The organism is Streptomyces misionensis, assembly GCF_007896895.1.
GTDB classification, from domain to species: domain Bacteria; phylum Actinomycetota; class Actinomycetes; order Streptomycetales; family Streptomycetaceae; genus Streptomyces; species Streptomyces misionensis_A.
In genome coordinates this window covers 102,813-118,065 of record NZ_VOGW01000197.1, presented here as the reverse complement: position 1 = coordinate 118,065, position 15,253 = coordinate 102,813, and the positions used below count along the sequence as shown (strand labels likewise).

The following is a 15,253-nucleotide window of genomic DNA, read 5'->3' as shown; positions in this document are numbered from 1 at the left end:
CCTCCATACCCACCCCACAGGTCGCGCCCAGCACATCCCGCAGGACCCACCTCCCCATAGTCATCCGCCCACAGCCACGTTGACGCGGACAGGAGCGGTCATGCCCGCCACGCACCATTCGTCAGCACCCCAGCCCGGCAGCAGGGCCCCGGCGGCCCGGCAGAAGCCGGCGGACCGGAAACGCCCGAAGTCCCCCGCCCCGAAGCCACCCGGGCCGGCTCCCGTGCTCGGCCGCATCCCGGTCCTCGACGTGCGCCCCGTGGTCCAGCACGGGCGCCGGCCCGCCAAGGCGGTGACCGGGGAGTCCTTCGAGGTGTCGGCCACCGTGTTCCGGGAGGGGCACGACGCGGTCGCGGCGAACGTGGTGCTGCGGGACCCGGCGGGCCGGCCCGGGCCCTGGACCCCGATGCGGGAACTCGCCCCGGGCACCGACCGCTGGGGCGCCACCGTCACGGCGGGCGCGCCCGGCCACTGGACCTACACCGTGGAGGCCTGGGCCGATCCGCTGACCACCTGGCACCACCACGCCCGGATCAAGATCCCGGCCGGGATCGACACCGAACTCGTCCTGGAGGAGGGCGCCCGGCTCCACGAGCGCGCCGCCGCCGGGGTGCCCGAGGGGCGGCGGCAGCGCGTGCTGGACGCGGCCCGTGCCCTGCGGGACGAGGAGCGCCCGGCCGCCTGGCGGCTCGCGGAGGCGCTGCGGCCCGAGGTGCGGGAGGTCCTCGCGCGGTATCCGTTGCGGGAGTTGGTGACCGCGTCGGACCCGATGCCGCTGCTGGTCGAGCGCGAGCGCGCGCTCTACGGCTCCTGGTACGAGTTCTTCCCGCGCAGCGAGGGCACGGCCGAGCAGCCGCACGGCACCTTCCGCAGCGCGGCCCGCCGGCTGAAGCCGATCGCGGACATGGGCTTCGACGTGGTCTACCTGCCCCCGATCCACCCGATCGGCAGCACCTTCCGCAAGGGCCGCAACAACAGCCTCACCGCCACCCCCGACGACGTCGGGGTGCCCTGGGCCATCGGCTCCCCCGAGGGCGGCCACGACGCCGTCCACCCCCAGCTCGGCACGATCGAGGACTTCGACCACTTCGTCGCCCAGGCCCGCGCCCTGGGCCTGGAGATCGCCCTCGACTTCGCCCTCCAGTGCTCCCCCGACCACCCCTGGGTGCACAAACACCCCGAGTGGTTCCACCACCGCCCCGACGGCACCATCGCCTACGCCGAGAACCCGCCGAAGAAGTACCAGGACATCTACCCCATCGCCTTCGACGCGGACATGGACGGCCTGGTCAAGGAGACCGTGCGGGTGCTGCGGCACTGGATGGACCACGGGGTGCGCATCTTCCGCGTCGACAACCCCCACACCAAACCGGTGCTCTTCTGGGAACGGGTCATCGCCGAGATCAACGGCCGCGACCCCGACGTGATCTTCCTGGCCGAGGCCTTCACCCGCCCCGCCATGATGCACACCCTCGCGCAGATCGGCTTCCAGCAGTCCTACACCTACTTCACCTGGCGCACCACCAAAAACGAACTCACCGAATACTTCACCGAGTTGAGCGGGGACGCGGCCGCCTACATGCGGCCCAACCTCTTCCCCAGCACCCCCGACATCCTGCACGCCTACCTCCAGCACGGCGGCCGGCCCGCCTTCGAGGTCCGCGCCGTCCTCGCCGCCACCCTCTCCCCCAGCTGGGGCGTCTACAGCGGCTACGAACTCTGCGAGAACACCCCCCTGCGAGAGGGCGGCGAGGAATACCTCGACTCCGAGAAGTACCAGCTCAAGCCACGCGACTGGGAAACCGCGGCACGCGAGGGCCACACCATCGCCCCCCTGATCACCGAGCTCAACCACATCCGGCGCCGCAGCCCCGCCCTGCGCCAGTTGCGCGATCTGCACTTCCACCACACCGACCAGGACGCCGTGATCGCCTACTCGAAGCGCGGCGGTTCGAACACGGTTCTGGTCGTCGCCAACCTCGACCCCCACCACACCCAGGAGGCCACGGTCTCGTTGGACATGCCACAACTCGGCCTGGACTGGCACGAGTCGGTGCCGGTGCGCGACGAGCTCACCGGCGAGACCTACCACTGGGGCAGGGCCAACTACGTGCGCCTCGAACCGGGCCACCGGCCCGCGCACGTCTTCACCGTCCTGCGACCGTCCAACCCGCAGATCGGAGGGTCACCCATCACATGATCGTCAACGAGCCCGTACCGGACACCTTCGAGGACACTCCGGCCGGGGACCGTGACCCGGACTGGTTCAAGCGCGCCGTCTTCTACGAGGTGCTGGTCCGCTCCTTCCAGGACAGCAACGGCGACGGCGTCGGCGACCTCAAGGGCCTGACCGCCAAGCTCGACTACCTCCAGTGGCTCGGCGTGGACTGCCTGTGGCTGCCGCCGTTCTTCAAGTCGCCGCTCAGAGACGGTGGTTACGACGTCTCGGACTACACCGCCGTGCTGCCGGAGTTCGGGGACCTCGCCGACTTCGTGGAGTTCGTGGACTCCGCCCACCAGCACGGCATGCGCGTGATCATCGACTTCGTCATGAACCACACCAGCGACCAGCACCCGTGGTTCCAGGAGTCCCGCCGCGATCCGGACGGCCCCTACGGGGACTACTACGTCTGGGCCGACGACGACAAGCAGTACCAGGACGCCCGGATCATCTTCGTCGACACCGAGGCCTCCAACTGGACGTACGACCCGGTACGCAAGCAGTACTACTGGCACCGCTTCTTCTCGCACCAGCCGGACCTCAACTACGAGAACCCGGCGGTGCAGGAGGAGATGATCTCCGCGCTGAAGTTCTGGCTGGACCTCGGCATCGACGGGTTCCGGCTGGACGCGGTGCCGTACCTGTACCAGCAGGAGGGCACCAACTGCGAGAACCTGCCCGCGACCCACCAGTTCCTCAAGCGGGTGCGCAAGGAGATCGACGCCCAGTACCCGGACAAGGTGCTGCTGGCGGAGGCCAACCAGTGGCCGGAGGACGTGGTCGACTACTTCGGGGACTACACCTCGGGCGGCGACGAGTGCCACATGGCCTTCCACTTCCCGGTGATGCCGCGGATCTTCATGGCCGTACGGCGCGAGTCCCGCTACCCGGTGTCCGAGATCCTCGCCAAGACGCCCGCGATCCCGTCGGGCTGCCAGTGGGGCATCTTCCTGCGCAACCACGACGAGCTGACCCTGGAGATGGTCACCGACGAGGAACGCGACTACATGTGGGCCGAGTACGCCAAGGACCCCCGCATGCGCGCCAACATCGGCATCCGCCGACGGCTCGCCCCGCTGCTCGACAACGACCGCAACCAGATCGAGCTGTTCACCGCCCTGCTGCTGTCCCTGCCCGGCTCGCCGATCCTCTACTACGGCGACGAGATCGGCATGGGCGACAACATCTGGCTCGGCGACCGCGACGCCGTGCGCACCCCCATGCAGTGGACCCCCGACCGCAACGCCGGCTTCTCGTCGAGCGACCCGGGCCGCCTCTTCCTGCCCACGATCATGGACCCGGTCTACGGCTACCAGGTCACCAACGTCGAAGCCGCCATGTCCTCGCCGTCCTCGCTGCTGCACTGGACCCGGCGCATGATCGAGATCCGCAAGCAGAACCCCGCCTTCGGCCTCGGCACGTACACCGAACTCCAGTCGAGCAATCCCGCCGTGCTCGCCTTCCTGCGCGAGTACGAGGACGACCTGGTGCTTTGCGTGCACAACTTCTCCCGCTTCGCCCAGCCCACCGAGCTGGACCTGCGGGCCTACGACGGCCGGCACCCGGTCGAGCTGATCGGCGGGGTGCGCTTCCCCGCCATCGGTGAACTGCCCTATCTGCTCACCTTGCAGGGCCACGGCTTCTACTGGTTCCGGCTCACCCGAGTCGCATCCCGCATCGGCCGCCGCCGCTGAGCGCGCGGCGCCGAGGAAAGGACGCGTCACCATGCCGAAGACCATCACCGTCCGGCCGAGGACCGCGGCCGGTGTCGACGGCCCCCTCGCCTCGCTCGGCGGGCTGCTGCGGCAGTGGTTGCCGCGGCAGCGCTGGTTCGCGGGCAAGGACCGGCCCGTGACCGATCTGTCGGTGCTGAGCGTGACCGAGCTGTTCCCCGGGTGCCTGCATCTGCTGGTGCACGCCTCGCACGCGCCGGTGCCCGCCCCCGGCGGCACCGCCCCGCCCGGCGACTGCTACCAGCTGCTGCTCGGCCTGCGCGAGCGGCTCGCGCCGCGCCTGGAGCGGGCGTTCATCGGGCGCGCCACCACCGGTCCGCTGACCGGGCTCGCGGTCTACGACGCGCTGTACGACCCGCGCGCGGCCAGCCTGCTCCTGGAGCGGCTGCGCCGGCCGGGCACCGCGGGCCCGCTCCGCTTCGAGGCGGACCCCGGCGCCCCGGTGCCCGGGGGCCTGCCGCCGCGGCTGCTGGACGCCGAGCAGTCCAACAGCTCGCTGGTGTACGGCGACGCGTACATCCTGAAGCTGTTCCGCCGCATCCAGCCGGGCGTCAACCCGGACCTGGAGGTGTCGGCGGCGCTGGCCGCGCAGGGCTGCACCCGGGTGCCCGCGCCGGTGGCCTGGTTCACCACCACCGCGCCGCGCCCGGCCACGCTGGGGGTGCTCCAGCCGTTCCTGCCGGACGCCTCCGACGGCTGGACGCTGGCGCTGGCCGCGCTCGCGGCGGGCGACGACTTCACCGCGGAGGCCCGGGCGCTGGGCCGGGCGATGGCCGAGGTGCACCTGGCGCTCGCCGAGGCGTTCCCGCCGGCCGGGCCGGGCGAGAACGGCCGTACGGCCGAGGAGATGCGCGCGCGCCTGGACGCGGCCGCGCACGCCGTGCCGGGGCTGAAACCGTTCGTGCCCGGACTGCGGGCCGCGTTCGGGGCGCTCGCCACCTGCGACACCGGGCCGCCCGCCCAGCGCATCCACGGCGATCTGCACCTCGGGCAGGTGCTGCGGGCCGGCCGCGACTGGTTCGTCATCGACTTCGAGGGCGAACCGTCCCGGCCGCTGACCGAGCGGCGGGCCCCGCAGTCCCCGGTGCGGGACGTGGCCGGGATGCTGCGCTCCTTCGACTACGCGGCCCGGCAGCGCCGCCCCTGGCGACCCGAGTGGGCGCGCCGCTGCCGGGAGGCGTTCTGCGCGGGCTACGCGGCCCGCGCGGGCTGGGACCCACGAAAGAAGCACGCGCTGCTGCGCGCGCACGAGACGGACAGGGCGGTGTACGAGGTGCTGTACGAGGCGAGACACCGGCCGGACTGGCTGCCGGTACCGATGGCCGCGATCGAACGACTCGCGGTGTGGGGAGGGTGAGGCATGGCGCTGCGTGACACCTCGCGCCCCGAGACCGCGGGTCCGGCCGCGGCGGCGGCCGCCCTGGACGCCGCGGACCGGGACCGGCTGCTCGGCGGGGCGCACCACGACCCGCACGCCCTGCTGGGCGCCCATCCGGTGCGGGGCGGCACCCTGTTCCGGGCGCTGCGCCCCCACGCGCGGGCGGTGAGCGTCCTGGTCGACGGGATGCGCAACCCGCTCGTGTCCGAGGGCGGCGGGCTGTTCTCGGCCGTGCTGCCCTACCCGCGAATCCCGGCGTACACGCTGCTGGTGACGTACGACGAGGACGAGCGGGAGGTGCACGACCCGTACCGCTTCCTTCCCGCGCTGGGCGAGCTGGACCTGCATCTGATCCGCGAGGGCCGGCACGAGCAGCTGTGGCGGGCGCTCGGCGCCGAGCCGATGGTCCACCAGGGCGTGGCCGGCACCCGGTTCACGGTGTGGGCGCCCAATGCCCAAGGGGTGCGGGTGGCGGGGGACTTCACCTACTGGGACGGCACCCAGTACCCGATGCGCTCGCTGGGCGCGTCCGGGGTGTGGGAGCTGTTCCTGCCCGGGATCGGCGAGGGCGACCGCTACAAGTTCGAGATCACCTCCCGCCACGGCCACCGGTTCCTCAAGGCGGACCCGATGGCGCGGTGCACCGAGGTGCCGCCGGACACGGCGTCGGTGGTGACCGCCTCGCACCACCAGTGGGGCGACGGCCAGTGGATGGCGCACCGCGGCGACACCCCGGTGCACGAGGCGCCGTTCTCCGTGTACGAGGTTCATCTGCCGTCCTGGCGGCCCGGCCTGACCTATCGTCAGCTGGCGGACGAACTGCCCGCCTACGTCAAGGAGATGGGCTTCACGCATGTGGAGCTGATGCCGGTCGCCGGGCATCCGTTCAGCGGCTCCTGGGGGTACCAGGTCACCTCGTACTACGCCCCCACGCCCCGGCTCGGCTCCCCGGACGACTTCCGGTACCTGGTGGACCGGCTGCACCAGGCCGGCATCGGCGTGATCGTGGACTGGGTGCCGGCGCACTTCCCCAAGGACGACTGGGCGCTGGCCCGGTTCGACGGCGATCCGCTGTACGAGCCGGGGAACGCCGCGCGCGCCGAACACCCGGACTGGGGGACGTACGAGTTCGACTACGGCCGCACCGAGGTGCGCAACTTCCTCGTCGCCAACGCCGTCTACTGGTGCGAGGAGTTCCATGTGGACGGGCTGCGCGTGGACGCGGTCGCCTCGATGCTCTACCTGGACTACTCGCGGGACTCCGGGCAGTGGGAACCGAATGTGTTCGGCGGCCGGGAGGACCTGGACGCGGTGGCGTTCCTCCAGGAGATGAACGCCACCGTGTACCGGCGCTGCCCGGGTGTGGTGACCATCGCCGAGGAGTCCACCGCCTGGGACGGGGTGACCCGGCCGACCGACGCGGGCGGGCTGGGGTTCGGGCTGAAGTGGAACATGGGCTGGATGCACGACTCGCTCCAGTACATCCAGAAGGAGCCCGTGCACCGCAAGTACCACCATCACGAGATGACCTTCTCGATGGTGTACGCCTACAGCGAGAACTACGTCCTGCCGATCTCCCACGACGAGGTGGTGCACGGCAAGCGGGCCCTGGTGTCGAAGATGCCCGGCGACTGGTGGCAGCGGCGCGCCAATCACCGCGCCTACCTGGGCTTCATGTGGGCCCACCCGGGCAAGCAGCTGCTGTTCATGGGACAGGAGTTCGCCCAGGGCGCGGAGTGGTCCGAGGCCCAGGGGCCCGAGTGGTGGCTGCTGGACGACGGCTACCACTCGGCGGGTGACCACCGGGGCGTGCAGGCGCTGGTCCGGGACCTGAACGCGCTGTACCGGGCACGGCCGGCGCTGTGGCAGCGGGACACCGACCCGGGTGGCTTCCGCTGGGTGCTGTGCGACGCGGCGGAGGACAACGTCTTCGCGTTCCTGCGGTTCGCCGCGGACGGCTCCCCGCTGCTGGCGGTGTCGAACTTCTCGCCCGTGGTCCGCCACGACTACCGGCTGGGGGTACCGCGGGAGGTCCCGGCCTGGCAGGAGGAGCTGAACACGGACGACGCCCGCTACGGGGGCGGCGGGGTCGCCGTCGGCCCGCCGGGGGCGCTGAAGCCAGCGGACGGTTCGCTCGCCCTCACGCTGCCGCCGCTGGCCACGGTGTTCCTGGCACCCGTGCCCTGAAACGCGCAGGTGTCGGCGGCCGTCACCGGGGCAGTCGGGGTCGTACAGACCCCTGGCTGCCCCTGGTGACGGGGAGGAAGGCGGCACCGAGTGCGCACGGTCGGAGTGGAGGAGGAGCTCCTCCTGGTCGATCCGGACAGTGGCGACCCGAAGGCGCTGGCGGCTGCCGCGCTGGCGCGAGCCGCGCACGACGATCCCGGGCAGGACGTGTTCGAACGGGAACTGTTCGGGCAGATGCTGGAGTTCGCCACCCACCCGCAGGCCGAGATGACGGACCTCGGCGAGGAGATCGCGCGCTGCCGGAAGGAGGCGGCCCGGCTCGCCGGGCAGATCGGCTGCGCGGTCGCCGCGCTCGCCACCTCGCCGCTGCCGGTCAGCCCCTCGCTCACGGTGAACGAGCGGTATCTGTGGCTGGCCGACCGGTACGGCGTCGGCACCCGTGACCAACTGGTGTGCGGCTGCCATGTGCATGTGTCGGTGGAGTCCGACGAGGAGGGCGTGGCGGTCCTGGACCGGCTGCGGCCCTGGCTGCCGGTGCTCACCGCGATCAGCGGCAACTCCCCTTTCTGGCAAGGGCATGACACTGGTTACAGCAGCTATCGCAGCCGGGTGTGGGGGCGCTGGCCGTCGGCCGGGCCCACCGAGCCGTTCGGCTCGCCCGAGCGCTACCACCGGCGGGTGGCGGACATGGTGGCCACCGGGGTCATCCTGGACGAGGCGATGGCCTACTTCGACGCACGGCTGTCGGCCCGCTACCCGACGGTGGAGATCCGGGTCTCGGACGTGTGCCTGTACGCGGAGGACGCCCTGCTGATCGCCACGCTCACCCGGGGCCTGGTGGAGACGGCCGCCCGGGACTGGCGCGCGGGCCGGCCGGCCCCCGACCACAGCGTGAGCCTGCTGGCGCTGGCGTCCTGGCAGGCCGCCCGCTCGGGACTCGACGGCGATCTGCTGGACCCCCACACCCTGCGGCCCCGGCCGGCCGGCCGGGTGCTGCGCTCGCTGCTCGACCACATCGGGGAGGCGCTCGACGACAGCGGCGACGGGGCCCGCGCCGAGAAGGGCGTCGAGGAACTGCTGCGGCGCGGCACCGGCACCCGCGAGCAGCGCCGGCTGCTGGACCACACGGGCTCCCTGCGCGACGTGGTCACCGAGTGCGTCCACCACACCCAGGGCTGACGCCCCTCCGCCGACGCGGCGCACGTGGGCCCCGCCGGCGGTACGGCCGGCCGTACCGTCGGCCGGGTCGCCCGGCCCGCGGCCCGCGCCGAAGGCCCGCCGCCCGGTTGGTACGGCACGGGCTGGTGGTCAGCGGATCAGGACCAGGGCGTAGACCAGGAAGAACGCGGCGATCAGCACGACGACGGCCCCGATCAGCGCCAGCGGTGCCTTCGCCCAGCCGCGCTGGGTCGCGTGCGGCTCCCGGGTCGCGGCCTGGGGCATGCTGCTCTCCGCGGGCGGGGTCTCGCCGGGCGGCACCGAGCCGCCCGGCTCCAGGCCGGTGGTGCGCTCGGGTTCCGGGTCGGGGTTCACATGGCTCATGTCACTCATGTCCGCCGAGTCCCCAGGACGGGCCCGCCTCACCGGCCGATCACGCGCGGACCCCGCCGCGGCCCGGAGGCGGTGTGCCGCACCGGGCACCTCAGGGTCTACCGTGTCCTGCGGGATCCGTCCGCGCCCGGACCACGGGCCCCTCGCGCCGTCCGCCGAGCCGCACCGGCAAGACGGCCGCACGGACGGATATCCGGCCCGGCTGTGGGAACCCGCACCGCAGCGAAAGATCAGCGACGACGACCGTCCTGGCCGCACGGGGCAGCGCAGGGGCTCCGTACGGCCGAGGCCGGGGGAATGCGAGACCGTGACCGAGCCGCGTTGGGACGAGACCCCGCCCTCCGAGGAGACGTACGAACGCACGTTCTCCTTCGCGGGCGAGCTGCGCAACGTCACCGAGGCGCGGCTCGCCGCGGAGGACTTCCTGGGCGCGCTGGCCCGCGCCGCGCCACCGGGCGAGGACGAGTACTGGGACGACATCCTGCTGGTGGTGACCGAACTCGCCGCCAACGTGATCCAGTACGCGCCCGGCCCGTTCGACCTGCGGATGCGGCGCACCTTCGACGGCGTGCACGTGACGATGCGCGACACCAGTACCACCAGGCCGGAGCCCCGGCCCTTCCATCCGCGCACGGGCGGCGGCGGCATCGGCTGGCACCTGGTGCACACCCTGTGCACCCAGGTCAGCGTGGTGGTGCACGACGAGGGCAAGGACATCCACGTCTTCCTGCCCTGGTGAGAGGGCCGACGTGTAACCGCGCGTCAGCCGGTTACTCCACCGCGTGCGGGGGCCCGCATTCGTCTGCCTGCCGCACCCGGCTGGCACAACGGCCCGGGGCGCGGTGGGATCGGAGCCGGTGCGCATCGATCCAGGGCATGCGAACGGCGACGAGTCGGACCGCCGCCTGGAGCCGCAGAAAGGGATGGACACCGTGACACGACCCAGGATCCTGGTGGTTGGCGCCGGCTTCGCCGGAGTCGAGTGCGTCCGCCGCCTGGAGCGGAAACTCGCCCCCGACGAGGCCGACGTCACCCTGGTGACGCCCGTCTCCTACCAGCTCTATCTGCCCCTGCTGCCCCAGGTCGCCTCCGGTGTGCTCACACCGCAGTCGATCGCGCTCTCCCTGCGCCGCAGCAGGCGGTACCGCACCCGGATCCTGCCGGGCGGCGCGATCGGCGTGGATCTGAAGGCCAAGGTCTGCGTCGTCCGCACCATCACCGACAAGATCGTCAACGAGCCGTACGACTACATCGTGCTCGCCCCCGGCAGTGTGACCCGCACCTTCGACATCCCGGGGCTGACCGAGCACGCCTTCGGGATGAAGACGCTCGCGGAGGCGGCCTACGTCCGCGACCACGTCATCTCCCAGCTCGACCTGGCCGACGCCAGCGAGGACCCCGCCGAACGGGCCGCCCGGCTCCAGTTCGTGGTGGTCGGCGGCGGGTACGCCGGCACCGAGACCGCGGCCTGTCTGCAACGGCTCACGCACGCCGCCGTACGCCGCTACCCGCGTCTGGACCCGGGCCTGATCAAGTGGCATCTGATCGACATCGCGCCCAGGCTGATGCCGGAGCTGGGCGAGAAGCTCGGCCGCAGCGCGCAGGAGATCCTGCGGCGGCGCGGCATCGACGTCTCCCTCGGAGTGTCGCTCGACAAGGCCGGGGCGCAGGAGGTCACCTTCACCGACGGCCGGGTGGTGCCCACGCGCACCCTCATCTGGACCGCCGGCGTGGTCGCCAGCCCGCTGATCGCCACGCTGGGCGCGGAGACGGTCCGCGGCCGGCTGCTCGTGGACCCCGAGCTGACCGTGCCGGGCCAGGACGGGGTGTTCGCGCTCGGCGACTCGGCCGCCGTGCCCGACCTCGCCAAGGGCCAGGAGGGGGCGATCTGCCCGCCGACCGCGCAGCACGCCTCGCGCCAGGGCAAGCGGGTCGCCGAGAACGTCATCGCGACGCTGCGCGGCGAGCCGCTGCACCCGTACGTCCACAAGGACCTGGGCCTGGTCGTGGACCTCGGCGGCAAGGACGCGGTGTCCAAGCCGCTCGGCGTCGAGCTGCGCGGGGTGCCCGCGCAGGCGGTGGCCCGCGGCTACCACTGGTCGGCGCTGCGCACGGGCGTCGCCAAGGCGCGGGTGATGACCAACTGGCTGCTCAACGCGGCGGCGGGCGACGATTTCGTCCGTACCGGCTTCCAGGCCCGCAAGCCCGCCCGGCTGAAGGACTTCGAGTTCACCGACTCGTACCTGACGCCGGAGCAGGTGCGGGCCCGGGTGGAGGGCGGGGCCGTCGGCAGCCAGTGATGTGACACAGGACACCAGGGGCCGCCGATCAGTTCGCCACCGGTCGGCGGTCTTCTCCGGTGACCGCAGAACGTCGCATCGAAGGAGCGCGTGCACATGTCCGAGAAGCAGGCCGTGAAGGGCCCGGCGAGCTACTTCCCGTCCATCGAGAAGAAGTACGGCCGCCCGATCGGCGCGTGGCAGGAGCTGATCCGTTCCTCGCCGCTGACCAAGCACATGGAACTGGTGGCCTGGCTCAAGTCCGAGCACGGCTTGGGCCACGGGCACGCCAACGCTCTGGTGGCCGCGACCCTGGCCGGAAGCAGCTGATCCGGTCGCTCGTGCGATGCTGGAGCGTAGATCGATTTCTGGCACGGATTCACGGACACGGGAGAGCGCGGCGGCGTGAGGGCAGTGGGACGGTCGGGGCGGGTACGGATGTGGGACCGGCTCGCGGCATGGGATCCCGGACTGCTCCGGCTCACGGCGGGGTTGCGCACGGTCGCCTCGATCGCCCTCACCCTCGCGGTGCTCGCCGCGCTGCGCGCCCCGGTGCCGCTGCTGGTCGCCGGGGCCATCGCGGCGATGGTCGCCACCTTCGCGATCCGGGAGAAGCAGCGCGGCCCGCAGGCCGTCACCCTCGCCCTCGGGCTGCCGGTGGCCCTCGTCTCCGTCACCCTCGGCACCCTGCTGAGCCGGTATGTGATCGCCGGTGACCTGTTCTTCGTCGCGCTCATCGCCGGCGCCGTCTACGGCCGCCGGTTCGGCGACCGCGGCACCGCGCTGGGCCTGATCGGCTTCCAGACCTACTTCCTCTCCCTGTTCGTGCACGCCACACCGGCCCTGCTGCCGAAGCTGTACGGCGTGGTCCTGGCCGCGTTCGCGTGTGGTGCCCTGGTCCGGTTCGTGCTGCTGCCGCAGACCCCGGCGGGCACCCTGGAGCGGCTGCGGCAGGCCTTCCGGGCCCGGCTCGCCCAGCTGATCGACACCCAGATCGAACTGCTGGACGCGGGGCCGGAGGAGGTGGAGAAGGTCCTGGAGGAGCTGCGCACCGGCACCGCGCGGCTGCACGAGACGGCGCTGCTGATCCAGGGCCGGCTGGAGGACGGCACCGCCGACGAGTCCGTGGCCCGGCTGCTGCAACGCCGCGTCGCGGACGCGGAGATCGCCTCCGAGCGGCTCGGGCTGCTGCTGCTCACCGCGCGCAGCGCCGAGCGCACCGACACCCTCACCCTGCATCTGCCGGGCGCCCCGCTGCCCTCCGGCGGCGAGCTGCCGGTGCGGGACGAGGCGACGGCCGCGCTGCGCCGGGACCTGAGGGCGCTGCGGCTGCTGGCCCTGCGGCCGGCCCACGAGGCCGCCGGAACCGCTCTGGCGCAGGTGCGCAACCGGCTGCTCGGCTACCGCGAGGAGGAGAACCTGCCGCAGGCCTCGCCGCCCGTGCAGGACGTCTTCCGCGGGCTCGGCGAGGCGGCCCGCGCCGCGCTGGGCCTGCGCATCGCCCTCGACGGACCGCAGGACGAGTCCGACGACTCCCCCGCCACCGCCCGCTCCCGCGAGGAGCTGGACGCGGAGGACGCCGCGATCGAGGTCAGCGAGGAGACCGAACCCAAGGCCGCCGAGCCGGGCGGGCTGCGGCGGCCCACCACCCGGGCCGCGGTCCAGATCGCCGTCGGCTCCTCGCTGGCCATCCTCGGCGGCGAACTGCTGTCCAGCCAGCGCTGGTACTGGGCGGTGCTCACCTGCTGGATCGTGTTCATCAACACCGCGTCCACCGGGGAGATCCTGGTCAAGGGCTACCGGCGGCTGGTCGGCACGGTGCTCGGCGTGGTCGCAGGTATCGGGCTGGCCGGGCTGGTCGGGCACCACACCTGGACCGCGTTCGCGCTGGTGCTGCTGTTCGTGTTCGCGATGTTCTACACGGCGCCGCTGTCGTACACGCTGATGTCGTTCTTCGTCACCGCCGCGCTCGGGCTGCTGTACACGCTGCTGAACACCTACAGCGCGGCCGTCCTGGTACTGCGGATCGAGGAGACGGCGCTGGGCGCGGCCTGCGGTGTGATCGCGGCGGCGGTGGTCCTGCCCATCCACACCAACCGCCGTACCAACGAGCTGCTCGTCACGGTGCTCGACCGGCTGGCCGAGGTGACCCGGGCCGCCGTCGACCAGCTCAGCGGCGGGACGGGCGGCGACCTGGTGGAGCAGGCACGCGAACTGGACCAGGCGCTGGCCGACCTGCGCTCGGCCACCCAGCCGCTGACGCATCCGATCACCCCGATGCGCGCCCGCCGCAACACCGCCCGCTACGTGGTGGCGCTGCTGGAGACCTGCGCGTACCACGGTCGTTCGCTCGCGGCGACGGCGGAACTGCTGCCGACGCATCCCGCGATAGCCGCGGACCCCCGGCTGCGCGGGGCGGGCGCACGGATCGTGCACAACATCGAGACGATCGCCGCGCACGTGGCGGACCCGCGGTCGGGCGGCGAGATCGAGACCGGCCCCAGCATCGCGTCGATGCTGGAGCCGGGAACCCTGGGCACGCCCCGCTACGGCCGGGTCACCGACCGGGTGCTGCGTCATCTGCAGCGGATGGACGAGGCGGTCTCCGGTCTCGCCCGCCCGCTGGGCCTGCGCCCGGAGGCGTCGTCCGCCAAGCGGTGACGCCCGCGGGCGCCTTCAGGCGGCGCCGCCCGTGCGGCGGCTGCCCAGCGCCTCGTCGCGGACCCGGGCGCAGCTGCGGCTGATCAGCCGGGAGACGTGCATCTGGGAGATGCCGAGCCGGTCCGCGATCCGGCTCTGCGTCATGTCCTCGAAGAAGCGCATGTAGAGGATGGCCCGCTCGCGCTCCGGCAGCCGGCGCAGCCCCTCCTTGGCGGCCTCGCGGTCGACCACGACGTCGTACGAGCCGTCCGCCGCGCCGAGGGTGTCGGCCAGGCTGTAGCCGTCGTCGCCGCCGGACAGCTCGGCGTCCAGGGACAGGGTGCTGAAGCTCTCCAGCGCCTCCAGGCCCGCGGCGACGTCCTCCTCGCTGAGCCCGGTGTGGGCGGCGAGGTCGGCGACGGTGGGTTCCGGGCTGCCGGGGTTCTGGGTGAGTTCGCGGCGCGCCACGCGCACGCGGTTGCGCAGTTCCTGCACCCGGCGCGGCACCCGCAGGGCCCACATCCGGTCGCGGAAGTGGCGCTTGACCTCGCCGGTGATGGTCGGCACGGCGTAGCTCTCGAAGGCGCCGCGCGAGGGGTCGTACCGGTCGACGGCCTTCACCAGGCCCAGCGCCGCCACTTGGCGCAGATCCTCCACGGACTCGCCGCGGTCGCGGAACCGGCCGGCGATGCGGTGCGCCATGGGGAGCCAGGCGGCGACCAGTTCGTCGCGTACGGCATCCCGCTCGGGGCCGTCGTCCAGGGCCGCAAGCCGGGTGAAGAGCTCCACGGTGTCCGGGGCGTCGTCGTGACTCCGTCGCGCGGTCGCAGGGGCGGTGGCGGGCGTGCCGGGACGGCTTGTCGACATATCGGTCAGCATGCGGATTCGCTCCTGAACGTGGTGTCTGGGCTCGGCCGGAACGTGATTCCGGTTCTGGCCCGAACGGTGCTGTCAGGGTTCGCCGGGGGAACGCCCAGGGCCCGCCGAGAGGGGGCCCGGTCCTGACGTTCCCGCCGGGCGCGCGCCTCCGGTCCGAAGCACGAGATTCCGCCTGCCCCCCGACCCCGGAGGCAAACACCCGCGTCGAAAGGAATCCGTGGGCGCTGGTGAGGGGGGTGCGGCGGCGGGGGTGGAGCTGGGAGGGCGGGGCGAGCGTGTCGGCGTTGAAGGGGGCCGGGCTGGCGGCGAGGTGGGGGGGGGCGACGGCGGGGAGGGCGGCGGGGGGGGCCGTGGCTTAGTGGGGGGAGAGCGGGGAGGAGGGAGG

General features: G+C 72.6%; 11 protein-coding genes. 9 read left to right on the top strand and 2 right to left on the bottom strand.

Annotation, left to right across the window (positions count from 1 at the left end; translation table 11 throughout):
- The first annotated feature begins 100 nt into the window (after positions 1 to 100).
- The 5 genes from FRZ03_RS36405 to FRZ03_RS36385 all read left to right on the top strand — a co-directional run bounded on the left by FRZ03_RS36405 (position 101) and on the right by FRZ03_RS36385 (position 8,698).
- Positions 101 to 2,200, top strand: a complete 2,100-nt coding sequence (locus FRZ03_RS36405) for an alpha-1,4-glucan--maltose-1-phosphate maltosyltransferase (RefSeq protein ID WP_146469340.1) — start codon at positions 101 to 103, stop codon at positions 2,198 to 2,200.
- Positions 2,197 to 3,915, top strand: coding sequence for a maltose alpha-D-glucosyltransferase (treS, locus tag FRZ03_RS36400; RefSeq protein WP_146469339.1), 1,719 nt, complete (start codon positions 2,197 to 2,199; stop codon positions 3,913 to 3,915). Before FRZ03_RS36405 ends, treS begins: the two co-directional genes overlap by 4 nt.
- Before the next feature lie 31 nt (positions 3,916 to 3,946).
- Entirely contained in the window at positions 3,947 to 5,311 is a 1,365-nt protein-coding gene (locus FRZ03_RS36395) for a maltokinase N-terminal cap-like domain-containing protein (protein ID WP_146469338.1), read from the top strand.
- 3 nt (positions 5,312 to 5,314) lie between these two features.
- Positions 5,315 to 7,519 carry a 1,4-alpha-glucan branching enzyme gene (gene glgB / locus FRZ03_RS36390; protein ID WP_146469337.1) on the top strand — a complete coding sequence of 735 codons (2,205 nt, stop codon included), beginning with the start codon at positions 5,315 to 5,317 and terminating at the stop codon, positions 7,517 to 7,519.
- Between the two features lie 90 nt (positions 7,520 to 7,609).
- Complete coding sequence (locus FRZ03_RS36385; protein ID WP_146469336.1) at positions 7,610 to 8,698, top strand: glutamate--cysteine ligase 2; 1,089 nt, start codon at positions 7,610 to 7,612, stop codon at positions 8,696 to 8,698.
- A gap of 129 nt (positions 8,699 to 8,827) precedes the next feature.
- On the opposite strand, the gene FRZ03_RS36380 is transcribed toward FRZ03_RS36385, so the two are convergent.
- Positions 8,828 to 9,061 carry a DUF6480 family protein gene (locus FRZ03_RS36380; protein WP_146469369.1) on the bottom strand — a complete coding sequence of 78 codons (234 nt, stop codon included), beginning with the start codon at positions 9,059 to 9,061 and terminating at the stop codon, positions 8,828 to 8,830.
- 316 nt (positions 9,062 to 9,377) lie between these two features.
- Between FRZ03_RS36380 and FRZ03_RS36375 the strand changes: the two genes are divergently transcribed.
- From FRZ03_RS36375 to FRZ03_RS36360, 4 genes are all read left to right on the top strand, one after another.
- A complete protein-coding gene (locus tag FRZ03_RS36375) occupies positions 9,378 to 9,809 on the top strand; it encodes an ATP-binding protein (protein WP_146469335.1) in 432 nt (143 codons plus the stop codon).
- Between the two features lie 184 nt (positions 9,810 to 9,993).
- On the top strand, positions 9,994 to 11,370 hold the full coding sequence (locus FRZ03_RS36370) for an NAD(P)/FAD-dependent oxidoreductase (RefSeq protein ID WP_186785806.1): 1,377 nt from the start codon (positions 9,994 to 9,996) through the stop codon (positions 11,368 to 11,370).
- Between the two features lie 96 nt (positions 11,371 to 11,466).
- Positions 11,467 to 11,679: a DUF4287 domain-containing protein gene (locus FRZ03_RS36365; protein WP_146469333.1), complete on the top strand. Its 213-nt coding sequence runs from the start codon at positions 11,467 to 11,469 to the stop codon at positions 11,677 to 11,679.
- Between the two features lie 108 nt (positions 11,680 to 11,787).
- Positions 11,788 to 14,010, top strand: coding sequence for an FUSC family protein (locus FRZ03_RS36360; RefSeq protein WP_146469368.1), 2,223 nt, complete (start codon positions 11,788 to 11,790; stop codon positions 14,008 to 14,010).
- A gap of 15 nt (positions 14,011 to 14,025) precedes the next feature.
- On the opposite strand, the gene FRZ03_RS36355 is transcribed toward FRZ03_RS36360, so the two are convergent.
- Positions 14,026 to 14,868 (bottom strand): RNA polymerase sigma factor SigF, encoded by an 843-nt coding sequence (locus tag FRZ03_RS36355; RefSeq protein WP_146469332.1) that lies wholly within the window; start codon positions 14,866 to 14,868, stop codon positions 14,026 to 14,028.
- Positions 14,869 to 15,253: the final 385 nt, after the last annotated feature.

Bases quoted from the DNA above. Each gene is read 5' to 3' on its own strand.
- FRZ03_RS36405 (WP_146469340.1), top strand. From the start codon at position 101: ATGCCCGCCACGCACCATTCGTCAGCACCCCAGCCCGGCAGCAGGGCC.
- treS (WP_146469339.1), top strand. From the start codon at position 2,197: ATGATCGTCAACGAGCCCGTACCGGACACCTTCGAGGACACTCCGGCC.
- FRZ03_RS36395 (WP_146469338.1), top strand. From the start codon at position 3,947: ATGCCGAAGACCATCACCGTCCGGCCGAGGACCGCGGCCGGTGTCGAC.
- glgB (WP_146469337.1), top strand. From the start codon at position 5,315: ATGGCGCTGCGTGACACCTCGCGCCCCGAGACCGCGGGTCCGGCCGCG.
- FRZ03_RS36380 (WP_146469369.1), bottom strand. From the start codon at position 9,061: ATGAGCCATGTGAACCCCGACCCGGAACCCGAGCGCACCACCGGCCTG.
- FRZ03_RS36370 (WP_186785806.1), top strand. From the start codon at position 9,994: ATGGACACCGTGACACGACCCAGGATCCTGGTGGTTGGCGCCGGCTTC.
- FRZ03_RS36365 (WP_146469333.1), top strand. From the start codon at position 11,467: ATGTCCGAGAAGCAGGCCGTGAAGGGCCCGGCGAGCTACTTCCCGTCC.
- FRZ03_RS36360 (WP_146469368.1), top strand. From the start codon at position 11,788: ATGTGGGACCGGCTCGCGGCATGGGATCCCGGACTGCTCCGGCTCACG.
- FRZ03_RS36355 (WP_146469332.1), bottom strand. From the start codon at position 14,868: ATGCTGACCGATATGTCGACAAGCCGTCCCGGCACGCCCGCCACCGCC.